Origin of the sequence: Streptomyces sp. SAI-127 (assembly GCF_029894425.1) — a bacterium.
GTDB lineage: Bacteria > Actinomycetota > Actinomycetes > Streptomycetales > Streptomycetaceae > Streptomyces.
On record NZ_JARXYJ010000001.1, the window covers coordinates 5558874 to 5581016 of the forward strand.

General features: G+C 69.4%; 25 protein-coding genes. 16 read left to right on the top strand and 9 right to left on the bottom strand.

The window, feature by feature from the left end; translation table 11 throughout:
* Complete coding sequence (locus M2157_RS25450; protein WP_280866287.1) at nt 1–1413, top strand: hypothetical protein; 1413 nt, start codon at nt 1–3, stop codon at nt 1411–1413.
* Here the strand turns inward: M2157_RS25450 and M2157_RS25455 are convergent.
* The 6 genes from M2157_RS25455 to M2157_RS25480 form a co-directional block, all read right to left on the bottom strand.
* Nucleotides 1410–1823: a VOC family protein gene (locus M2157_RS25455; protein WP_280866288.1), complete on the bottom strand. Its 414-nt coding sequence runs from the start codon at nt 1821–1823 to the stop codon at nt 1410–1412. The genes M2157_RS25450 and M2157_RS25455 overlap by 4 nt on opposite strands.
* 10 nt (nt 1824–1833) lie before the next feature.
* Entirely contained in the window at nt 1834–2094 is a 261-nt protein-coding gene (locus M2157_RS25460; protein ID WP_280858545.1) for a DUF3099 domain-containing protein, read from the bottom strand.
* 75 nt (nt 2095–2169) lie between these two features.
* Nucleotides 2170–2457 (bottom strand): DUF1416 domain-containing protein, encoded by a 288-nt coding sequence (locus tag M2157_RS25465; protein WP_020122955.1) that lies wholly within the window; start codon nt 2455–2457, stop codon nt 2170–2172.
* A 60-nt stretch (nt 2458–2517) separates the two neighbouring features.
* Nucleotides 2518–3357, bottom strand: a complete 840-nt coding sequence (locus M2157_RS25470) for a sulfurtransferase (protein WP_280858544.1) — start codon at nt 3355–3357, stop codon at nt 2518–2520.
* Between the two features lie 412 nt (nt 3358–3769).
* Nucleotides 3770–4498, bottom strand: a complete 729-nt coding sequence (locus M2157_RS25475; RefSeq protein ID WP_280866289.1) for a DUF2993 domain-containing protein — start codon at nt 4496–4498, stop codon at nt 3770–3772.
* A gap of 134 nt (nt 4499–4632) precedes the next feature.
* Complete coding sequence (locus M2157_RS25480; protein ID WP_037711040.1) at nt 4633–4995, bottom strand: DsrE family protein; 363 nt, start codon at nt 4993–4995, stop codon at nt 4633–4635.
* A gap of 111 nt (nt 4996–5106) precedes the next feature.
* On the opposite strand from M2157_RS25480, the gene M2157_RS25485 reads away from it, so the two are divergent.
* The 6 genes from M2157_RS25485 (at nt 5107) to M2157_RS25510 (ending at nt 9789) form a co-directional block, all read left to right on the top strand.
* Nucleotides 5107–5916 carry a hypothetical protein gene (locus M2157_RS25485; RefSeq protein ID WP_280866290.1) on the top strand — a complete coding sequence of 270 codons (810 nt, stop codon included), beginning with the start codon at nt 5107–5109 and terminating at the stop codon, nt 5914–5916.
* Between the two features lie 155 nt (nt 5917–6071).
* The gene (locus M2157_RS25490; protein WP_280866291.1) at nt 6072–6734 is read left to right on the top strand and encodes a hypothetical protein; all 663 of its coding nucleotides are present in this window, start codon (nt 6072–6074) and stop codon (nt 6732–6734) included.
* Nucleotides 6731–7570: a hypothetical protein gene (locus M2157_RS25495; protein ID WP_280858540.1), complete on the top strand. Its 840-nt coding sequence runs from the start codon at nt 6731–6733 to the stop codon at nt 7568–7570. Before M2157_RS25490 ends, M2157_RS25495 begins: the two co-directional genes overlap by 4 nt.
* A 214-nt stretch (nt 7571–7784) precedes the next feature.
* Nucleotides 7785–8360: an FABP family protein gene (locus tag M2157_RS25500; RefSeq protein WP_057608748.1), complete on the top strand. Its 576-nt coding sequence runs from the start codon at nt 7785–7787 to the stop codon at nt 8358–8360.
* 15 nt (nt 8361–8375) lie between these two features.
* A complete protein-coding gene (locus M2157_RS25505) occupies nt 8376–8813 on the top strand; it encodes a transcriptional repressor (protein WP_057608747.1) in 438 nt (145 codons plus the stop codon).
* A 10-nt stretch (nt 8814–8823) separates the two neighbouring features.
* Complete coding sequence (locus M2157_RS25510) at nt 8824–9789, top strand: folate-binding protein (RefSeq protein WP_280858539.1); 966 nt, start codon at nt 8824–8826, stop codon at nt 9787–9789.
* Between the two features lie 19 nt (nt 9790–9808).
* On the opposite strand, the gene dtd is transcribed toward M2157_RS25510, so the two are convergent.
* Nucleotides 9809–10234, bottom strand: a complete 426-nt coding sequence (gene dtd / locus M2157_RS25515; RefSeq protein ID WP_069765012.1) for a D-aminoacyl-tRNA deacylase — start codon at nt 10232–10234, stop codon at nt 9809–9811.
* Nucleotides 10235–10392: 158 nt separating this feature from the next.
* Between dtd and M2157_RS25520 the strand changes: the two genes are divergently transcribed.
* Together M2157_RS25520 and M2157_RS25525 are read left to right on the top strand one after the other, a co-directional pair.
* Nucleotides 10393–11019, top strand: a complete 627-nt coding sequence (locus M2157_RS25520; RefSeq protein WP_280858538.1) for an aerial mycelium formation protein — start codon at nt 10393–10395, stop codon at nt 11017–11019.
* A 70-nt stretch (nt 11020–11089) separates the two neighbouring features.
* Nucleotides 11090–12337: a GNAT family N-acetyltransferase gene (locus M2157_RS25525; RefSeq protein WP_280866292.1), complete on the top strand. Its 1248-nt coding sequence runs from the start codon at nt 11090–11092 to the stop codon at nt 12335–12337.
* A gap of 213 nt (nt 12338–12550) precedes the next feature.
* Here M2157_RS25525 and M2157_RS25530 read toward each other — a convergent pair whose 3' ends face one another.
* Complete coding sequence (locus M2157_RS25530) at nt 12551–12736, bottom strand: hypothetical protein (RefSeq protein ID WP_280858536.1); 186 nt, start codon at nt 12734–12736, stop codon at nt 12551–12553.
* Between the two features lie 184 nt (nt 12737–12920).
* Here M2157_RS25530 and M2157_RS25535 point away from each other — a divergent pair, with 184 nt between their 5' ends.
* Nucleotides 12921–13838: a GntR family transcriptional regulator gene (locus M2157_RS25535; protein WP_280858535.1), complete on the top strand. Its 918-nt coding sequence runs from the start codon at nt 12921–12923 to the stop codon at nt 13836–13838.
* A gap of 35 nt (nt 13839–13873) precedes the next feature.
* Here the strand turns inward: M2157_RS25535 and M2157_RS25540 are convergent, their stop codons facing one another.
* On the bottom strand, nt 13874–14062 hold the full coding sequence (locus tag M2157_RS25540; RefSeq protein WP_266517371.1) for a hypothetical protein: 189 nt from the start codon (nt 14060–14062) through the stop codon (nt 13874–13876).
* A gap of 166 nt (nt 14063–14228) precedes the next feature.
* Here M2157_RS25540 and M2157_RS25545 point away from each other — a divergent pair, with 166 nt between their 5' ends.
* The 6 genes from M2157_RS25545 (at nt 14229) to M2157_RS25570 (ending at nt 21960) form a co-directional block, all read left to right on the top strand.
* Nucleotides 14229–15107 carry a winged helix-turn-helix domain-containing protein gene (locus M2157_RS25545; protein WP_280858534.1) on the top strand — a complete coding sequence of 293 codons (879 nt, stop codon included), beginning with the start codon at nt 14229–14231 and terminating at the stop codon, nt 15105–15107.
* On the top strand, nt 15107–15841 hold the full coding sequence (locus M2157_RS25550) for an HAD family hydrolase (RefSeq protein ID WP_280866293.1): 735 nt from the start codon (nt 15107–15109) through the stop codon (nt 15839–15841). The genes M2157_RS25545 and M2157_RS25550 overlap by 1 nt, the downstream gene beginning before the upstream one ends.
* A 224-nt stretch (nt 15842–16065) precedes the next feature.
* A complete protein-coding gene (locus M2157_RS25555; protein WP_280866294.1) occupies nt 16066–16950 on the top strand; it encodes a GntR family transcriptional regulator in 885 nt (294 codons plus the stop codon).
* A gap of 460 nt (nt 16951–17410) precedes the next feature.
* A complete protein-coding gene (locus M2157_RS25560; RefSeq protein WP_280866295.1) occupies nt 17411–19219 on the top strand; it encodes an aminoglycoside phosphotransferase family protein in 1809 nt (602 codons plus the stop codon).
* Between the two features lie 30 nt (nt 19220–19249).
* On the top strand, nt 19250–19858 hold the full coding sequence (locus tag M2157_RS25565; protein ID WP_280866296.1) for a TetR family transcriptional regulator: 609 nt from the start codon (nt 19250–19252) through the stop codon (nt 19856–19858).
* 56 nt (nt 19859–19914) lie between these two features.
* Entirely contained in the window at nt 19915–21960 is a 2046-nt protein-coding gene (locus M2157_RS25570) for an AAA family ATPase (RefSeq protein WP_280866297.1), read from the top strand.
* Nucleotides 21961–22143: the final 183 nt, after the last annotated feature.

The window sequence follows — 22143 nt, forward strand, 5'->3', positions numbered from 1 at the left end:
ATGACGAACCAGCCGTACGACGACTACGAGCAGTATCCGCAGCAGGGCTGGCCGGCCCAGCAGGGGTACGACGACGACGCCCAGGCAGCCCAGCAGCACACCCAGCAGTGGCAGGGCCAGACCTGGGACACCCAGATGCACAGACCGGTCCAGGCCCAGGCCGCGCCCGATACGGCGTATCGGCCGCAGCAGGACTACGAGGGCGAGCCCCAGCCCCAGGGGTACGGCCCCGGATACGGGCCCGCCGGTGCGTACGGCTCCGCAGCGGCTCCCGACCCGGCGTACGGGGCGCAGGCGACTTCCGGTCCCTCCGCGTATGGTTCGGCGCCGGCTTCTTCCGACCACGCGGGTCATGGTCATGGGTCGGCGGCTCCTGGCCCTGCTGGTCACGGGTCGGGCCAGACGGCCTCTGGCCCCGGCGGGCAACCCGCGCCCACGGCTCCCGGTCCCGCCGGGTACGGTCCCGCGCCCGCGGCTTCCGACCCCGTCGGCTACGGAACCGCGCCGATGGCTCCCGGCCCTGACGGTCACGCTCATGCCCCGGCGACCGGGGGCCCCGTCCACGGGGCCGCCCAGGTGCATCCCGGCGCCGCCGCGCAGGGGTCGGCGCCCGATCCCTCCGGCTACGGACCCGCCACCCTCGCCGGCAACCCCCGCGTCACCGACGCCCAGCGCGCACGTCTCGAGGGCCGCTCCCCGATCATCGAGCCCGGCATCCAGCCCGCCGCCCTCACCGCGCTGCTCGGCCTGCTGCTCTCCGGAACGGCGGCCGTCGGGTCGTACGCCCTCCTCGTGCCCCTCGTCGTCCTCCAGGCGGTCACCGCGGCCGGCTGGTTCCGGCTGAACGGCATGTGGCCCGCCCGGCAGGGCATCGCGCTGGCGTTCCTCGGGGCGCTGGTTGCGGACGCCGCACTCCTCGCGGCCGGCCGGGAGAACGCGCCCGCCGCGATCCTCGGCACCCTCGGCGTCTGGGTCCTGCTCAGCCTGGTGATGCAGCTCCGCTCGCACGCCGACCCCGACGAGCGGATGTACGGCCTGATGGCGACCGTCGCCTCCGCGGCACTGGCGATCGTGGCGACCGGCCACCTCGCGGCGGACCCGGACGCGGTGACGGTAGGCGCGGCCGCGGTGGCCGTCGCGGTCCTGGCCCGCGCGCTGCCCCTGCCGACCCCGGCCTCGGTGGTCGTCTCCCTGCTCGCCGCGGCGGGCGCGGGCATCGCGGTCGGCGGGATGACGGGGCTCGGCGCGAAGGGTGCCCTGCTCGGCGCGGGCGCCGCGGTGTGCGCGCTGATCGGCCACCGGGTCGCGAGCTACGACTACCCGTCGCGCTTCGTGCACTTCACGGCGGGCGTGGCCCTGCCGCTGGCCGCGGCGGCTCCGGCGGTGTACGTGCTGGGCCGGGCGATCGGCTAGGTCGTCCCAGGCGTCTCGGTCCACAGGCAGAAGGGGTGCCCGGACGGGTCGAACAGGACCCGGACGTCGTCCTGCGGCTGGTACTCGGCGAGCCGCGCCCCTTCCGCCACCGCTCGCGCGGTCTCGGCCGCCAAGGCGTCCGGGCCGCCGTCGACCTCGATGTCCAGGTGCAGCATCATCTGCTGGTCGCCGGGCTTGCGGGTGGGCCACACGGGCGGCATGTACTCGGGTTCGGTCTGCAAGGCGAGGGAGATGCCCCCGGTGCCGGGCGGCGGTCCGATGAGCACCCAGCGCGGCTCCTCGGCGCGCACCACGTACCCGAGCAGGCGCTGGTAGAAGGCGGCGAGTTCGTGGGCGTCATGCGCGTCGAGGACGACGGTGGACAGCGACAGCCTCGCGGAAGAAGACATGCGGGCCTTCCTACTGCGGCCGCTTCTTCCCGTCCAGCTCGTCCCACCAGTCGTCGGACTTGGGGTCGCCGGAAGGGTCGTCCCACCATCGGTCGTCGGGGCCGCGCCGGTTGGCGACCATCGCGGCGAGCGGCGGGATCACCATCGCCACCACGCACATCCCCACGGCCACCGGTATCGACCAGAGCCGCACGACTCCCCAGGCCAGGACGAACAGCCCGATGCAGGTGCCCATCATGACGAAGTAGACATGCCGCCGTCGCGCCAACATACGTCCAGGGTAGGCCGGGAAAGGCCGGAGGGCCGTACCCCCAGGGGTACGGCCCTCCGGTGTCGGTCAGGTGCCTCAGACCGCGATCGCGACCTCGGCCAGGCCGCCCTGCTGGGCGACGACCGTGCGGTCGGCGGTGGCGCCGGGGACCAGGGCGCGGACGGTCCAGGTGCCCTCGGCCGCGTAGAAGCGGAACTGGCCCGTCGCGGAGGTCGGGACCTCCGCCGTGAACTCGCCGGTCGAGTCCAGGAGGCGGACGTAACCCACCACAGGCTCGCCGTCACGCGTCACCTGACCCTGGATCGTGGTCTCACCGGGCTTGATCGTCGAGGCGTCCGGGCCGCCGGCCTTCGCTCCACACATGTCTTTCTCCAAGGAAGGGGTCTGACCGGAAGGAAGGCCGGTCGGGTTGGACGGGGTGTCTTACTTGTTGGCGCCGAGCTCGATCGGAACGCCGACCAGGGAGCCGTACTCGGTCCAGGAGCCGTCGTAGTTCTTGACGTTCTCCACACCGAGCAGCTCGTGCAGGACGAACCAGGTCAGCGCGGAGCGCTCACCGATGCGGCAGTACGCGATGGTGTCCTTGGCGAGGTCGACCTGCTCCTCGGCGTAGAGCTCCTTGAGCTCCTCGTCCGACTTGAAGGTGCCGTCGTCGTTGGCGTTCTTCGACCACGGGATGTTGCGCGCGGACGGGACGTGGCCCGGACGCTGCGACTGCTCCTGCGGCAGGTGGGCCGGGGCGAGCAGCTTGCCGGAGAACTCGTCGGGGGAACGGACGTCGACCAGGTTCTGCGAACCGATGGCCGCCACCACGTCGTCGCGGAAGGCGCGGATGGACTTGTTCTGCGGCTTCGCCGTGTAGGTCGTCTCGGTCCGCTCCGGGACCTCCTCGACCAGCTCGCGGGCGTCCAGCTCCCACTTCTTGCGGCCGCCGTCGAGAAGCTTGACGTTCTCGTGGCCGTACAGCTTGAAGTACCAGTAGGCGTAGGACGCGAACCAGTTGTTGTTGCCGCCGTAGAGGATCACCAGGGTGTCGTTGGCGATGCCCTTCGCCGACAGGAGCTTCTCGAAGCCCTCCTGGTCGACGAAGTCGCGGCGGACCGGGTCCTGCAGGTCCTTGGTCCAGTCGATGCGGATCGCGTTGCGGATGTGGTTCTTCTCGTAGGCGGACGTGTCCTCGTCCACCTCCACGATCGCGATGCTCGGGTTGTCGAGGTTGGCCTCGACCCAGTCTGCATCGACCAGGACGTCGCTGCGGCTCATGCTCTTTCTCCTCCGGGGCAGTTGCGGCGGGGCGTGCGGAAGGGTGCGCGGGGCGCACGGATGCCTGAGAGTGCCAGGGCAGGGGGATGCGGAGGTCGATGCCGTCCGCTCAGAAGGGGCGACAGAGCATGGCGGCGACGCGGCACAGGTCTACTGCCCGCCGCTTCGTGAGATCCGCCTGTCGCTTCATGCCGTCGATCGTAGGGACGGACATACCGGCATGTCACCGGTGTGTCGCATGCTGAGATGCGATCGTCCGGAATATGGGACCAGAAAGCCGCCCGGGCCATGGTCCCACGGGTCCCGGGCGGCTGTAGTCGTCATCACATCTACGGTACGGACGCCACCGTCTCGCCTGTCGGACGCGCGGCGTCCGGCGTATCGGCGTATGGCGTACGGCCCGACGCTCGTCCTACCCGGCGAGCTTGACGTCCGAACCCTTCACCGCGATCTCCACACCGTCCGCACCCGCTTCGACCTTGTCGAGCTTGATACCGCCCGGCAGGCCCTCGATCTTCTGATCGAAGTCGGCGATCGAACGGACGTCGGAGTCGGCCAGGGTGATGTTGCCGAAGCTCGGGATCGAGTCGGCGTGCACCCGCACGGTGTCCCCGTCCACGACGCTGACGGTGCTGAGCACGGAGACGGGCTGCTCCAGGGCGCTGACCTTGATGTCGACCTTGATCTTGCCGTTGCCGCCGTCGGAGAGGCCGACGACCTTGGCGGTGATGCCCAGCGGGAGCTGGGTCTCCTCCGACTTGGCCGCCTTCAGCAGCTGGTCGTAGGCGATCGTCGCCGAGCCGGCGGCGGTGGAGGCGGTGGCGGAGCTGTAGTCGCCGGAGAACGCGACGCCCTTCATGGCGGCGTTCAGGTCGTCGATGCGGATCGTGCCGCCGCTGGTCCCGGTGTCCGCGTCGTAGTCCTTCATCCCGACCTCGACGTCGTCGAGCTCACCGCCGGCCACCTGGGTCAGGAACGGGAACCCCTTGATGTCCACGCTCGGCGTCGTGGTCAGCCCCTCCTGCGCCTTCAGCCGGTCCGCGACCTCGCCCTCCGCGAAGTGGACCGCCAGACGATCGGCGGCGACGAACAGCCCGCCGAGAATCACGGCGATGATCAGAAGTATTCGCAGGGCGCGCATGCGGTGGGTCCCCCCAGAGCGGCGGTCATGTCGACGGACGGGTGGCCGTCCAGCGTGAGACTAGTCCCGCCGGGTAAGACGCCCGGCACATTGTCGATCACCTGTGACAGGCCGCGGCCCGGCTCGGTGTCCGCTCAGTAGACGAGCGCCTGCGTCTCCTCGGCGAGCGCCTCCTGTACGAACACCTGCGCCCCCGCGATCCGTACGCCCTCGATGACGTCCTTCTCCGTGATGTCCCGGCGGGCCGCGCACTGCGTGCACAGGGTGAGCCGCCCGCCCGCGAGGATCGAGTCCAGCAGGTCGGGCAGCGGGGCCGCGTGCGGCAGCTCGAACTCGGCGGCCCGCCCCGGCAGCGCGAACCACGCCGACTCCCCGGTCAGCCACAGCGAGACGTCCACCCCACTGGCCACGGCCACCGCCGCCACGGTGAACGCCTGCGAACAGCGCTCGGGGGCGTCGGCCCCGGCGGTCACCTTGATCACGAGCTTCTTCGCCATGTCCAAATCGTAACCAGCGCGGCTGCAACTCCGGCCGCTGACCATGAGTCACCTGTGCGCGTGTATATGGCATGCGCGCTTCAGGTTCGGTAGGTGAGGGATGTCTTGCAAGTGCCCGAAGTAGCAGAAGAAGCAGGGGAAGCGGTCCGGGCCGAGGGTGAACCGGTCGAGCCGGCTGCCCCGGTCACGGAGGCCCCCTCGGCGGGGAGCCGGTCGCCGCGCCGCCGTGGACGGACCACGACGCTGATCGCCGGTGCCGCCGCGCTCGGTGTCGTCGCCGGTGCCTGCGTCGGATACCTGATCCAGGCCGACCGCGACCCGACTCCGCTGCCGCCGCTGTCCCAGCCGGTACTGCCGCAGGCGAAGGGGGACGGCCCCGAACCGCTGTCGGCCGCGCAGGACCGCCGGGTGAAGACCGAGGGCGATCTGCGGAAGCTGCTGCTGAAGAAGCCGGCCGGGGCACGGAACGCCGAGTGGGCGGCCGGGGACGGCTGGCTGGACATCGCCGAGTACGCGAACGACTTCACCGACCCGGCCGAGAAGTTCACCGACCTCGTCGGCGACGAATTCCGCAGGGCAGCCGTCGTCGGCTGGAAGGTGGGCAGCTCGTACAGCGTGGAGGTCCGGCTCGTCCAGTTCCGGCAGGAGGACTCCATGGCGGCCCTCGACTCCAGCCTCAACCACCAGGGCTGGGCCGAGGAGGAGAGCGGCACCGACAGCTGGGCGATCCCGGGCACCGGGGACGGCATGGCGTATGTGCACACCCGGCCGGACACCGAGCCGGGGTATCTGCCGCAGTACGCGGCCGAGGCGCACGCGTGGCGCGGGGACGTCTCGATGGAGATCTGGGTGTACGGGACCAAGCCGATCGCCAAGAAGACGATCATGGACCTGGCCGAGCGGCAGATGGAGCGGCTGTGACGGAACACGAGACAACGGAGACGGAATCGGCGACCGAACACTCAACTGCACCGATCGCACCGGTCCGCGGACCCGCGCGACGGGGCCGCATCGCAGCTGTCGCTGGTTCGGTTCTGCTCGTCGCGGCACTGGTGGCCGGGGTGGGTGGCACGGCGGTGACCGTGCGCGATGCCGACCGTGACGCGGGGGCTCCGACCTGGAAGTTCCCCAGGGTCACGGTCGAGGAGAAGAAGGCGGTGGCCCAGCGCGGGCTCGCCGGCATGCTCGTGCCGTACGGCACCGATGGCTGGGTCCAGGGTCCTGACCTGGCGGCTTTCGGCTCCGACGCGCAACTCAGCGGCGCCCAGGCCACGGCCCTGCGGAAGGAGGCCCTCAGAGGTCTGCCCCGAAGCCAGCGCAAGCAGTTGGAGCGCCAGATCGACCGGCAGCGCCTGTCGGGCATGGCGATGCGCAGTTACTTCAGCGGGGAGTCCTACGCCTCCTCCCAGAACAGCGGCATCTACTCGGTGAGCGTCGTGCTCGCCCAGATGGCGAACAAGACGGCGGTCCGGAACAGTTCCGAGGCACAGAACGAGTTCCTGTCTGCCCTGGAACTCTTCAAGGAGGGCCCGAAGATCAAGGGCCACGACGACGCCCGGTGCTTCCGGCTGCCCGGGAGCAACGACGAGGACCTCGACATGATGCTCTGCTCCGCCTATGTGGGGGACGTCCTGGTCTCCGTCACGGCGTACGGTGCCCGGCCACTCGACCCCAAGGGGGTCGCGATGCTCCTGCGTACCCAGCTCGACCGCATCGCCGAGCCGGGGGAGGCGGTATGACCGAGCCACAGCAGGTCGCCGCACCGCCCCTGCCCGACGTACCGCCGCAGCCCGTACCGGTCGAGGTGAGAAAGGACCGCCGGGTCCTGCGAGCCGTCCTGCGCTGGACCGCCGCCGCGGTGGTTCTCGCCACGGCCGGGACGGCGACGGCGTACGGGATCTCAGGAATGGAACGCACGGACGTACCGGGGCTGTCCACCCGTTCCGACGGGCGCTGGGACTTCCCCCGGCTCACCAAGCCGCCGTTGCCGTCCGGCAGTCCCGGTCCCTTCGCCGCAGGCAACGCGGCCGAGGCCCACTACGCCGATCTGCGTGCCCTCCTCCTGCCCGCGCCCGAGGGAGCGAGGGAGGACAAGGCGTTGCGCGGCTCGGACGGCTGGCTGGCGACGAAGGACTTCCTGGCGGAGTACGAGCTGAAGGAGGAGCGGGAGGAGTTGGGGCAGAAGCTCGTCGACACCGGTCTGCGCCACATCGCGGCCCGCGGCTGGACCACCCCTGACGGCACTCGGACCCGGGTCTACCTGCTTCAGTTCGCCACGGCGAACGTCGTGGAGTCCAAACTGGAGAGCGACGTCCAGGCGTACACCAGCCCGACCTACCGGGTGCGCGGTGCCGCCGAGGCCGTCTACGACGAGGCCTTCCCGGAGCCGGCAGCCGTTGCGGGAATCTCCCGCACCGCCTTCGCGGAGCCGAAGCCGTACGGCGCTGAGCAGGTTCGGCAGGGCTATCTCTCGGCGGGGGACGTCTTCGCGGTGATCCTCCAGTCCCGCAAGGGCGCCGCGAACCCCGTTCCCTTCCAGCAGACCGTGACCCTCCAGTCCCAGCTCCTCGGCTGAGGAGACCCCTACGGCCCCCCGGGCCCCGGCCGCGTAAGCTGGGGCCCGGCCCGTGTACATGCACCGCACCACGCTCATCCGAGGAGCACCCCGTGGAGATCTTCTTCGAAGCCCTGCTGGTCCTGGTCTGCGTCGGCGTTCTCGCCTTCGCCGGGCTGACCGTGAAGAAGCTGTACCAGGGCCAGCGCTGACCCCCCTCTAGGAACCGCCACTCATGATCGAGATCCCGTCCGACCTGCACAAGGACCTCGTCCCGCTCGCCTTCCTGCTCGGCAACTGGGCGGGCGCGGGCGTGCACGACTTCCCCGGCTCGGAGAAGTGCAACTTCGGCCAGGAGGTGACCTTCGGCCATGACGGCCGGGACTTCCTGGAGTACGAGTCCCACACCTGGGTGCTGGACAACGACGGCAACAAGGTCCGCCCGCTGGAGTCCGAGCACGGCTTCTGGCGCATCGACGCCGACCGCAAGGTCGAGGTGACGATGGTCCGCGACGACGGCGTCGTCGAGATCTGGTACGGCGAGATGGCCGCCCAGAAGCCACAGATCGACCTGGTGACCGATGCCGTCGCGCGTACGGCCGCCTCGGGGCCGTACACCGGCGGCAAGCGCCTGTACGGCTACGTCAAGAGCGACCTCATGTGGGTCGGCGAGAAGCAGACCCCCGAGGTCGAGCTGCGCCCCTACATGTCGGCCCACCTGAAGAAGGTCGTCACCCCGGAGGAGGTCGAGCGCTGGGCCAAGGCCCTGCCCGACGACCTGCCGGACGACGGGATCGCCTTCTTCAAGTAGTTCTAGACTTCCAGTGTGGTGAGCACCGATTGGAAGAGCGACCTCAGGCAGCGCGGCTACCGGCTGACCCCGCAGCGCCAGCTTGTCCTCGAAGCTGTGGACACCCTGGAGCACGCGACCCCCGACGACATCCTCACGGAAGTGAAGAAGACGGCGTCGGGGGTCAACATTTCCACGGTCTACCGGACCCTGGAGCTCCTGGAGGAGCTCGGACTGGTCAGCCACGCCCATCTCGGGCACGGGGCGCCGACGTATCACCTCGCCGACCGCCACCACCACATCCACCTGGTCTGCCGCGACTGCCAGAACGTCATCGAGGCGGACATCAAGGTGGCCGCCGACTTCACCGCGAAGCTCCGGCAGGAGTTCGGCTTCGAGACGGACATGAAGCACTTCGCGATCTTCGGCCGCTGCAAGGACTGCTCTCTCAAGGCTTCAACTACCGAGTCGTAGGCTTAGTCATATGAAGAGCCCTCTGCTGTCCCTGCCCGGTGCCGTCCCCGCCGAGGGTGTGGACGAAGGCGTCGCCGCGCACTACGGCGACCTGTTCCGCGAGCAGCGTGCCCTCGCCGAAGGCACCGGATTCGTCGACCTCTCGCACCGCGGGGTCGTGTCCGTCACCGGCGACGACCGCCTCAGCTGGCTGCACCTGCTGCTCACCCAGCACGTCAGCGACCTCCCGACGGGCCAGGCCACCGAGGCGCTCATCCTGTCCGCGCACGGACACATCGAGCACGCCCTGTATCTCGTCGACGACGGCACGACCGTCTGGGCGCACGTCGAACCCGGCACCCAGGGGGCGCTGGTCGCCTACCTGGAGTCGATGAAGTTCTTCAACCGGGTCGAAGTCGCCGACCGCACGGACGAGTTCGCCGTCGTCCACCTTCCCGCCGGTTCCATCGCCGAGGTGCCGGAGGGGGTCGTCGTACGCGAGACGCCGTACGGCCGCGATCTCTTCCTGCCGCGCGCCGACCTGGAGTCGTACGCCGAGAAGTCCGGTCCCGCGGTCGGCCTGCTCGCCTACGAGGCGCTGCGGGTCGAGCAGCACCGCCCGCGCCTCGGTTTCGAGACCGACCACCGCACCATCCCGCACGAGCTCGGCTGGATCGGCACCGCGGTGCACCTCCAGAAGGGCTGCTACCGGGGTCAGGAGACCGTCGCCCGGGTGCAGAACCTGGGCAAGCCCCCGCGGCGCCTGGTCTTTCTGCACCTGGACGGCAGCGAGGTGCACCTCCCGCCCGCCGGGACCGACATCCGGCTCGCGGACGAAGGGCCCGACGGCCGCAAGATCGGTTTCGTGACCACGTCCGTACGGCACCACGAGCTCGGCCCGGTCGCGCTCGCCCTGGTCAAGCGGAACGTCCCCCTGGACGCGCGCCTCGTCGCCGACACGACGGCCGCGGCCCAGGAAGTCGTCGTGGAGCCGTAGCACCTCGCCCGAGCGGCCTTCACATCTCCAGCAGGACCGTGAAAGGGCCGTCGTTCGTCAGGGACACCCGCATCCGCGCCCCGAAGCGGCCGGTGGCCACCGTCGCTCCCAGGGCGCGGAGCTGGGCGACGACCTCGTCGACGAGCGGCTCGGCGATGTCGCCGGGGGCGGCGGCGTTCCAGGTGGGGCGGCGGCCCTTGCGGGCGTCGCCGTACAGGGTGAACTGGCTGATCACGAGCAGCGGGGCGTCGATGTCGCTGCACGACTTCTCGTCGTGCAGCATGCGCACCGACCAGAGTTTGCGGGCGAGTTGGGCCGCCTTCTCCTTGGTGTCCTCGTGGGTGACCCCCACGAGGACGCACAGCCCCTCGCCGCTGATCTCCCCGACCGTCTCACCGTCGACGACGACGCTCGCGCCGTCCACCCTCTGCACCACTGCACGCATGTGCCCATCATGCCGGTCGCGCAAGAAGGACCCTTGTTCGGGTTTGTTTTTGATCCTTAACCCCCCATCTGGGGCCGTTCGGGGGCACTCGGTCACATAGCGGCCACTTGGGGTGGCACGATGCTTCCACACGCCGGTCGAGGGGACGGTAGAGGCGCATGAGCACACCGAGTACCGGGCAGCAGGGGCCCGTCCGCGTTGCCCACAGGGCGGAGCCGGAGACACCCCGGCCGCCCGCGCAGCGTACGGACAGCCACCTGCTGCCCCCGGATCCGACAGAACACGATCTCGCCACGCTGAGCCTGCCCGAGCTGCGCACGCTGCGCCGGGACGCCCAGCGGGACGAGGCAGACCTCAGCTATGTCCGACGGCTGCTGCAGGGCCGTATCGACATCCTCCGCGCGGAACTGCTGCGCCGGTCCCCGACGGGCGCGGACTCGCTGCTCGAACGCCTCCCCGAGGCCTCGGTGGTCGACCGGCTCCCGGAGATCCTCACCGACGCCCCGGCCCGCCACCGCTCCTCGGCCCGCCACGTCACGCTGGGCACCCCGCACAGCGAGGAGTACCGGCTGCTGGCCGCCGAGACGCTCGCCGAGGTCGAGCTGTCGGACCTCTCCGCGCGGACCGACCTCGAACTGAGCACCGCGATGGGCCGGCTCGTGCGGTACGAGCAGCAGGTGTCCGGGCGGCGGCAGCGGTTGCAGCGGACGGCGGACGAGTGCAGCGGGGAGATCGCACGGCGGTACCGGGAGGGGGAGGCGCGGGTGGCGGATCTGCTGACCTAGGGAACGTCGCGGCGGGCCCGGGCAGGAAAATCGACGCGACACCTCATCCCCGCCCGCCTACCGTGGCCCCATGAACGCCCCAGCCGACATAGACGTCCGTCCCGTCACCGAGGCCGAGTATCCCGAATGGCTGCGTGCCGTGCATGCCGGGTTTCTGCGGGAGCCGGTCGTGTCGGAGACGGAACTGGAGGCCCGCAGGAGCCAGTTCGAGCCGGGGCGGCTGCTCGGGGCCTTCGACGGGGACCGCTGCGTGGCGACCTTCCGGTCCTTCGCGCAGGAGGTGACGGCGGTCGGTGGTGAGTTCGTGGCCGCCGACGCGATCTCCGCCGTCACCGTGACCGCCACCCACCGCCGGCGCGGGCTCCTGACCCGCATGATGAGCCAGGACCTCGCCGCCGCGAAGGAGCGCGGAGACGTCCTGGCGACGCTGATCGCCGCCGAGTACCGGATCTACGGCCGCTACGGCTTCGGCCCCGCCACTTCGGCCGCCGAGTGGACGGTCGACGTCACGCGCGCCGGCCTCGACCCTCGCGGCCCGGATCTGGACGGCGGCCGTATCGACCTGGTGGAACCCGGCGACGTACGCAAGCTCGGTCCGGAACTGCACGACCGGATGCGCCGTGCCACGCCGGGGGCGATCAGCCGGGACGACTGGTTTTGGCAGCTCAAGACGGGGGCCGTACGCACCGCCCCGTGGACCGAGCCGTTCTTCGCCGTGTACCGGGCGGCGGACGGAACGGTCGAGGGGCTGATGGCGTACGCGGTGGACGACAAGTGGGCCGACACCATGCAGCCGTTGAACACGGCCGACGTGCGTCAAATGATCGCCTCGACCCCGGCCGCCGAGCGTGCCCTGTGGCACTACCTCTGCTCGATCGACTGGGTCATGCAGGTCAAGAGCGGCTGGCGGGCCCCCGACGACCTGCTCCCGAACCTGCTGCCCAACCCCCCGGCGGCCAGGATCACCATGCAGTCGGACTGGCTGTGGGTGCGGATCCTGGATGTCGTACGGGCCCTGGAGGCGCGGACGTACGAGGGTGAGGGCGCGCTGGTGCTGCAGGTCGTGGACGGGTCCGGGATGGCCGGCGGCCGGTACCGGCTGGAGGCCTCGCCCGCCGGGGCCACCTGTACGGCGACGACGCAGAGCGCCGATCTCACACTGGACGTGCGGGAGTTGGCGACGCTGTGGCTCGGTGACGAGTCGGTGGCGCGGCTCGTGGCGCTCGGGCGAGTGCAGGAAGAACAAGCGGGCGCCGGCCGGGGGGCCGACGCCCTGCTGCACACATCCAGGCGTCCTTGGTGCCCGGACATGTTCTGACGCTCCCTTCTGGCGGGGACGGGCGGGCTGTTTGCTTCGCATCCGTAGCGAGCTGTTCAGTTGTGGCTGTTCAGTTGTGGCTGTGCGGTGTGTGCAGCTGTCGCTGCTGTTCAGTTGTCGGTGTTCAGTTGTGACTGTGCAGACCGACCGGGCTCCCGGCTCCCCTCCGGAAGGGAGCCCGATCAGCCGGAACCTGGGCCCGGCGGGTGGCCGTCATCCGGACTGGGCGAGCAGCATCACGAGGATGACCGCTCCGATGCCACCGATCGCGAGGTTCTTGGACTTGATGCCGACGGTCAGGGCGACGAACGCGACGATGCCCATCGCACCCCACTTCCACTGCACGAGTGCCTCGAAGCCGACGGCGAGGGCGGCGATGGCGACTGCGATGAACGGCATGACGGTCCCCCCTTCGGGACGGTGGCCCCTGTCGGCCGCCGAGTGGCCAACCTTGTGAAGTTTTGACCATGTTTCTCAAGGTTGCTCAAGTTGGCGACCAACTTCACTGTACTTATCTCCGCTTGGATGCGGCTCATAACCACCTTCCAGTGAACTGCCCAAAGATGGCGAGAAGTTGTAGTGTTTGGTCGTGGACCCGAAACACGCCTCCGTCAATGGACGGAAGAGGTCACAGCGGCCACACACGTCACCTCGCGAGGTGGCCGACGAGCTCCGCACCCGGATCCGGTCCGGCACGCTGCGGGCAGGTCAACGCATGCCCACACAGGCACGGCTGGCCGACGAGTTCGGCGTCGAGCGCGGGGTCGTACGGCAGGCGCTGTACCTGCTGCAGACGGAACGCCTGCTCACCAACGTCTCCAAGGGAAGCCCGGCGACCGTCGCCCCCGACCTGGGGCTCAGCGGGGCGCTCACCGGCCCCGGAGCAGCGCCGCAGCCCACGATGGTCGCCCTCGGTCCCCGGATCGCCACCGCCTTCGCGGCCCCGCACGTCGAGATAGACGCCCTGTGCCTGACGTCGGTGTCCCTCAACCTCGCCATCGGCGAGGGGTTGCGCCAGATCCACGCCGGACGACTGAATCCGGCCAAGATCGATGTCCGCGTCCTGCTGCCGGGCCGGGACATCGACCTCGCCTTCCCGGTGTCGGTCGAGGACCGCGGCGACGACGACCCGGTCCACGAGCGCTGGCTGGCCCAGCGCAACGCGCAGGGGCAGGTCCTGCGGCACAACCTCCTGGCCCTGCGTGCCACGCACGGCATCGACGTCCAGGTCTCCTTCCGTGCCCTGCCCTTCACACCACCGGTGAAGCTGTACCTCCTCAACGGCATGGAGGCGCTGTTCGCGTACTACACGCTGACGCGCCGCAAGGAGGAGATCGACCACGAGCACCTGGAGCTGTACGACTCCGAGGGCACCCAGTCGATGCTGTTCGCCTTCGAACAGGGCGCCGGCCTGCGCGACACGACCTTCGTGGAGCAGTCGCACCTGTGGTTCAACGCACTGTGGGAGACGATCAGTTCGGAGCTGGCGCTCACGGGCTGACGTCTCCCACAGTGGCGGATCCGGGTGCGTTCGGGTCATAGGGCGGGCCCCGCGACCAGCAGAGCGAGCACCACGGCCCCGGTCGAACTGATGGCGGGGTTCTTGGCCTTGATGCCGATGGTGAGCAGGAGCATCCCGATGATGCCGCTGGCGCCGTACTTCCACTGCAGGGTCTGCTCGACGCCGACTACGAAGACGGCGGAGAGGATGGCGAGGGCCGGCATGTTGGTTCCCCCTTCGGACTTGCGGGCGGGCGAGGCGGGCGAGGAGGTAAAACTTCCGCCAACTCATCCAAGTTGGCAACCAACTCTGCTTATGTTGTCCCCACTTGGTGGGGGTTGATAAACAACTTCCAGACAACTCCCCATAGATGGATTGGAGTTGTAACGTTTGGTCGTGACTCAGGAGAACGTGGCAGTGAACGGCAGCAGAAGGCTCTCGCCCCAGGAAATCGCCGACACCCTGCGGGAACGCATCCGCGTGGGCGACCTCAGGGCGGGCGACCGCCTCCCCACGCAGGCCGAACTCGCGGAGGAGTTCGGCGTGGAACGGGGCGCGGTCCGCCAGGCGCTGCGCGCACTGCAGGAGGACGGGTTGCTCAGCAATGTGAGCAAGGGGAGTCCGCCGCGGATCGCGGAGGTGCCGGTCGCTCAGGGGGGACCGCAGCCGACGATGGTGGCCCTGGCGCCCCGTCTGACCGACGCGTTCGCCAGCCCCCAGGTCCGGATCGACGCCGCCTGCCTGACGGCGGAGACGCTCATGGTGGCCCTGAGCGAGCCGGTCCGCCTCATTCACGAGGGCCGGATCCACCCCGATTCCATCGACGTCCGCATCCTGCTGCCCTCCCGCGACATCAACCTGGCCTTCCCGGTGCCGGTGGAGGCCCTCGACGACGACAACCCGGTCCACCAGCGCTGGCTGGAGATGCGCAACGCCCAGGGTCACGTCCTGCGACACAATCTCCGTTCCCTGCGCTCCTCCCACGGGATCGACGTCAAGGTCAGGTTCCGCGCCCTGCCGTTCACCCCGCCGGTGAAGTTGTACCTGCTCAACCAGTCGGAGGCGTTGATCGCGTACTACATGGTCGCGCGCCGGGAGGAGGCGACTGACGCGGGAACGCTCGACATGTATGACGTCCTCGGCACGGAATCCCTCCTCTTCTCCTTCACGAAGAGCGCCGGCGAGCGTGACGCCGCGTTCGTCGTCCAATCGCAGAAGTGGTTCGACGCCCTCTGGGAAACCATCACGACGGACCTGACACTCTCCTAGTGACTCCTGAAACGACGCACACTGATCCGGTGACAGCAGAGACAGCACGACTCGCATCACTGGTCGCCTCCGCTCGGTACGTGCTCTGGGATCTGGACGGGCCGATCTGCGGGTTGTTCGCGGGGTATCCGGCGCACGAGATTGCCGGTCAACTGGTCAAGAAGATCAAGCAGTTGGGCATGGATTCCCTGCTGACTGCGCAGGAACGATCCAGCAATGATCCGCACGATGCCTTGCGCGGTGTCCACGAACGTCGCCCGGGAAGCGATCTGGTCCTCGAACTGGAGGAGTGGCTGACCCGGCGTGAACTGAAGGCTGTTGGCACGGCGATGCCTACGCCGTATGCGGATCCGTTGATCAGGACGTGGTCGGCGCTCGGCGTGAGGTTCGCGATCACCACCAACAACGCCGCCCTCGCGGCGACGGCATACGTCGAGAGCCGCGGACTGGCGGACTGCTTCCCCCACGTCTACGGCCGCACGCCGAACCTCGACCTGATGAAGCCGAACCCGCACTGCCTGGAAGAGGCGCTCAAGGCAATGGGAGCCGTTCCTGCGGCCACTCTGATGATCGGCGACGCCGCCACGGACCTCGAAGCCGCGCAACAGGCCGGGGTCGCGTTCCTGGGCTACGCGCGTAACGGGGGCAAGGAGCAGATCCTGAGGGACGCGGGTGCCGAGGTCGTCGTGGGCTCGCTGGAGCAAGTGCTGGACGTCCTGCACAGCCGGCACTGAACCGCGTTCACGTAACCGGTCCACCACTCAGCCACCACCTGTCCACATTGGTAGGTCTGTTTGATCTAAGCGGTCCAATTGGCCGGATCTCTTGAATTGGGTTGTGCCCGGACTGCTTGATCGACTAACTAGCCTGCAAATATGGTGCCGTTGGTCCGGCGAGATTGAACTGCAGGTGGACTGAAAGCGGTTTGCGTGACCGATGAGAGAGGTACGGTCGCGGTGTGAGCGAAGAACGCGGCAAGGGAGCCACCATCCTGGCAACGCTGCGATCCCGCATCTCTGAGGGGGAGTACAAGCCGGGCAGCAACCTGCCCCCGCAGCGCGATCTGGCCACGGAGTTCGGCGTCTCGCGCGACACGATCCAGCGAGTCCTGAGGGCGCTGGGCGACGACGGCTGGATCGAATCCCGCCAGGGCAGCGGGTCGAAGGTGCTGGCGACTCCTCCCCTGCAAGTGACGTCGCCGACGAAGGTACCGGCCGGCCGTGTGGCCCTCGGCCCCTTCGTCGCCCGCGCCTTCGCCCAACCGACCGTGGAACTGGACGTCTTCACGTTCACCTCGGAGAGCCTCGACACCCATGTGCGGGTGCAGGCCGAGGCGATCCGTCATGAACAGATTCCCGCCCCCGAGCGCATCGCGCTCCGGATGCTGCTGCCCTCGGACGAGATCGAGCTGCCGTACCCGCGGGCCAGGGTGCCGAAGGACTCCACTGCAGATGTCGCGGAACTGGACCGGAAGCTTCAGGTGCGAACCCGCGAGATCATCCGTCGGCACGCCTCGTCCCTGCGCAATGTCCTGCGCAACCTCCAGGCGGACGGGCTGGTGGGCGACGTGGAGGTCAGGGTCCGTGAGGTGCCGCTCGTACCGACGCACAAGCTGTACTTGAGGCGTGGTGCGGAGGGACTTCTCGGCCCGTACAAGATCGTGGAACGCACGATCCTGATGGACGACGATTCCGAGATCGATGTCTGGGACGTCCTGGGGCTGGGTTCCACCTTGATACGTCTCGTTCACGACGAGGGTGACCCCGGAGCCATCGGATCCATGTTCATGGAGAGCTGGCAGGACTGGTTCGACGCTTGTTGGCATCGCTACGCGCCGATGTGACGGCATGGTCACCCTCCTGCTTTCAGCCCAATGGGCTAGTCGTCGCACAGTGGCCGGAAGGCCCAGAGGAACTGCCATGGACGTCATCGACGTCATGGGCTTCGACTCGGCGTGGCGGCTGCTCGCCACGTAACAAAGTGGGCACGGAGACGTTAAAAAATCCGGCGCGGCCCAGACATGTCCGACAGGTCTCGCTCCAAGGGCGGCAATGCGGCCATGTCAGGGGGCGCGTCCCGCTATCGTGTGCATCAATTTTCCTGGGTGCGCATCCCCTTAGAGGTTTAGAACTACCGTTTCAGGAGCACAGGTGGCGATCGGGGCTTGGCCTGACCGCGGGGGTGAAGTCCGTAATGCCGTCCTCTCGGAGATCAGTAAGAGCCGATACCGGCTGGAGATCTCCCTGGGGGCACCCATGTCCTTTCCTGAGGCAGGCGGCGGTTTGCAGCCCAGGACATGTCCCGTGGGCAAGCCCGTCGATCCCCTGACCATCAGGGCACTGACCCGTCTCCTCGCGCAACTGACGCTGGTGCGCAAGGAAGCGCTGCCTCCGCTACCGGCCGAATGGCCACCCAACGAGAAAGACAGCCGGGCCTATCTGGACACCGTCGTGCGAAGGGCGACACAGCGGATCCTCGGCTCCGACGGGACCGACTTCAGCGGGCTGTTCGCCGTGCTCGGGGTGCCCGGCGACGCTCTGGCCCGGTTTGCCGGACAGATGCCCTCCCCGGCCCGCCGCCCCTACGGCTTCCTGCTCATGAACCTCAACCGTGACAACGCGATCGTCCTGGAGGGCCCCAAGCTCTCGATGGCCCGCCTCGCCTGGAACTCCGCGTCGTACGGGGATCCGCTGCACGGTCTCGCGAGTCATGTGGTGCGGATGCGTTACCCCGACCACCAGCTGGACGAGGTCCTGGACGCATGGGTGCGCGAGATGGGAAGCGTGAGGCTCACGGCGGTCAACGGTGCCCGCCGGGACTTTGCGCACTACGTCACCTTCGAGCGCATCAATGTCGCCTACGCCGAAGTGATCAGGGCGGCCGAATCCCTCGGCGACGTGATCGACGTACCACGGCTGGCCGCGGTTGCCGAGAACGTCAAGGCCGCCCTGGGGGCCGCGTCCGGCGTGCTCGGGATGTCCGAGGTTCCGCCCGTGAGGGAGATCGCGGACGCGCTGTTCCGATGGCAGTCGGGGCACCTCGTGCAGCGGAAGAAGCGGCTGCCGATCGCGTTGTTCCGGTGGGCGCGGGACACACGTGTCACCGACCGGGAGGACTTCCCGTACGGCCTGGTCCGGCAGGCCCTGGCACTGGAGGGCATCGCCCCCGCTCACCGGGTCTTCCGCGGGACGGCTCATCTCAACACCGTCGTCCAACCGGAGGACTCCCCGGGACCCGTGGTGGTTCGTCGCGAAACCGCGGCGGCTCCTCGCCGTGAGCAAGGGCTTCTCCCGGAACACGCCGTGCTGCAGGTGATCGAGCAGTCCGGCGCGCAGATCCGGGCACCGCGAATCCTGGCGCTCGGGTACGACGACCGTGGGCGTCACTTCGCCATCCACACATACGAGGGGCCCGAGGGCCGGCCTCCGCAGCATCCCGTGGACGGCCTGCTGCCCGCCGAGGCGGACGAACTCGTCGACGAACTCGCCGCGCTCGCGAAGGTGGACCACTCGTCACTGCCGTCCGACGAGCCGGAGGGGGGCTTCTACCGCTGGCTGACCGAACGGCTCGCCGGCTTCGTCGACGATCTCCCCGCCGAGACCCTGCGGGCCGCCGACCAACGGGGACTGCCGGACGGTCAGGTGCTCCGGCGGATCCTCGGCCGCTACGAGGTGACCGAGCGCACCCCCGTTCTGCTGCACGGCGACCTCAACCCCTGGAATCTGGTGCGTGCCGGGCGCCGGGGAGGGCTGACGATCATCGACTGGGAAATGGGGATGATCGGCGATCCCCTGTACGACCTCGTGCGCCATCTGCATCTGACGCCGACGCGCACGGAGATGCGGATGCGTATGTTCGAGCGCTGGAGCAGGAAGCTTCCTGCCGGGTGTGTCGCGGGGTGGGAGCGTGACTGGCGCGTCTACCGCTGGATCGAGCAGATCCGCTCGGCCTACGTCGACCTGGACAGGATGACGACGGGTGCCGCACTGAGCACTCCGAACGTACGGCGGGCCGTCGACGCGTACGAGATGACCCTGTCCGCCGCCACGGGCTCTCTGGGGCTGCGCAGGCGTGTCGTGCCGAAGGCGCCCGCGTCGCTCAGGGCGTCCTGACTCCCGGCCCCAGTGCGTAGGCTCACGGCCATGAATGACCTCGGCCTGCGCCAGCGCAAGAAGCACCGGATGTACGAGACCCTGTCGGAGATCGCCATCCGTCTCTTCCTGGAGAAGGGCTTCGACGCCGTCTCCGTGGCCGAGATCGCCGCCGCCGCCGAGATCTCCAAGCCCACCCTCTTCCGGTACTTTCCGGCCAAGGAGGACCTCGTTCTGCATCGGATCTCCGATCATGAGGACGAGGCGGCTCGGGTCGTGGCCGAATCCGACGAGCCGCCCCTTGCCGCCCTCCGGCGGCATTTCCTCGAAGGGCTGGAGCGGGACGATCCCGTCACCGGGCTCAATGATCACCCCCAGGTCCTGGCCTTTCACTCGCTGCTCTACGGCACCCCCGCCCTCGTCGCCCGTGCCCACGGGCACCTGGAGCGGCAGGAGACCGCGCTCGCCGAGGTGCTCGGAGGGGATCTCGACGCGCAGCTGGCGGCGGGGCAGATCATCGCCGTGCGGCGGATTCTCGCCATGGAGAACTGGCGGCGGATCTCGGCGGGGGAGCGGCTGGAGGACGTGCGGGGGGATGCCGTGGCTGCGGCCGAGCGGGCCTTCGGGATGTTGGCAGCCGCGTTGCCCCGGCTCAGCTGAGTGATACTGGGTAAAGAATTTTACTCGGTTTCATTTTCTCGCGTACGCTCGTCCCCATGACGTCAGCCGGTCCCGTCCCGCACCCCGCCCTGAAAGGGGCCCTCCACCGCGAGCGCGTCCACCACGACCGTTGCCGTACCGCCCTCGTCGCCATGATCGACGGCGCCCAGGAGCAGGTCGTCGTCGGCGAGGACGTCTCCGCCTCCGGGGCGGACGCCGAGGTGCTCGGGTATCAGCTGCGCAGTCAGGCCAAGGAGATGCGGGAGCTGCCCGAAGGGCCTTTGTTCTTCGGGAAGCTGGAGTTCGACCACGGCGACCATGCCGGGCAGGCGTATCACCTGGGCCGGCTGCGGATCACCGAGCACCCCGCCGCCCCGCCCCTCGTCGTCGACTGGCGCGCGCCCGTCTCCCGCGCCTTCTACCAGGCGAGCGCCCGCGATCCGCAGGGTGTCGCGGTGCGGCGGCGGTTCGGGTGGGCGCCGGGGAGCAAGGGCGAGTCCGCCGATCTCACCGGGCTGGAGGACGAGCACCTGCGGGACGGCGGGCCGCCGCAGGTCAGCGACATCGTCGCCCGCGAGATCGAACGGCCCCGCGTCGGCCCCATGCGGGACATCGCCGCGACGATCCAGCCCGAGCAGGACGATCTCGTACGAGGGGACCTCGCCGTCTCCGTGTGCGTCCAGGGGGCTCCCGGGACCGGCAAGACCGCCGTCGGGCTGCACCGGGCCGCCTATCTCCTCTACACGCACCCGCAGCGGATGCGGCGCGGCGGGCTCCTCGTCCTCGGGCCCAACCGGACCTTCCTCTCCTACATCGCGCAGGTGCTGCCCGCGCTCGGGGAGACCGGCGTACGGCAGTCCACGCTCCAGGACGAGATCGCCCGCCACCCGGTCACCGCCATCGACGCCCACCCCACCGCCGTCCTCAAGCACGACCCCCGGATGGCGGAGGTGCTGCGCCGGGCGCTGTATGCGCGGGTGTCGACCGCGCAGGTCAACTCCCTGGAGATCAAGGACGGTTCGTACCAGTGGCGGGTCGGGGCCGGTGAACTCGCGCGGATCGTGGCGGACGTACGGGAGGAGGAACCGCCGTACTCGACCGGGAGGGAGCGGGTGCGCAGCCGGGTGGTGCGGAGTGTGCAGCTGCAGGCCGAGCGGCGAGCCGGGCCGCAAAGCGGTGCGTGGGTGCAGCGGGTCTCGCGGTCCCGGGTGCTCGGGGCGTTCCTCGACGCCGTGTGGCCCAAGGCGCGGCCCGAGGAGGTCGTGACCGAACTGCTCGGTGACCGTGAGGAGTTGGCGGCCGCCGCCGACGGGATCCTCGACTCCGAGGAGCAGAAGAACCTGCTGTGGACCAAGCCGCCGCGGTCGTGGAAGTCGGCGCGCTGGTCGGCGGCCGATCTGGTGCTGCTCGACGAGGTCGCCGGGCTCGTGGAGCATCCTGAGGGGTACGGCCATCTCGTCGTGGACGAGGCGCAGGACCTGTCTCCCATGGAGTGCCGGGCGATTGCCCGCCGGGCCCGTTTCGGGTCGGTCACCGTGCTCGGTGACCTGGCGCAGGGGACCACGCCCTGGGCGGCCCGCTCGTGGCACACCGTCCTGCGCCATCTGGGCAAGCCGGAGGCGGCCGTCGTACCGCTGACCATCGGGTTCCGTGTCCCGCAGGCCGTCGTCCAGCTCGCCAACCGGCTTCTCGGGCTGCTGGACGTGGCGGTGCCGGAGGGGCGATCCCTGCGCGGGGACGGGGAGTTGCGGATGCGTCCCACCTCCCTGGACGCCTTGCCCGGCGCGGTCGTGGACGCCGTACGGGAATCGCTCGCGCACGAGGGGTCCGTGGGGGTCGTCGCCGCCGACGCCGATGTGGAACGCCTACGGCAGGCCCTCGACGCGGCAGGGATCGTCGCCGCCGGACCCGACGAGCTCGGTGCGCGGGTGAGCGTCGTACCGGCCGGTGTGGTCAAGGGACTTGAGTACGACCATGTCGTGGCCGTCGAGCCGGCCGCGATCGCGGAGGCGGAGGAGCGCGGGCTGCACCGGCTGTACGTCGTGCTGACCCGGGCGGTGTCGCGTCTGGTGGTGGTGCACGGGCGGCCGCTGCCGTTCTAGCGCGGCGGCGGGCGCCCGGGGGCAGCAGGGTGGTGGCCGTCCACGGGTTCCGGGTGATGACCGTCCACGGGAGCGCCGTGCCCGAGCACGGGTAGCCCGGTGGCGGTCGTCCGTGGGAGTCGCGTGACGGTCACGCGTGGACAGCCCACCCGGCGGTCCATGGGGTGCGGGGTGGTGGCTGCC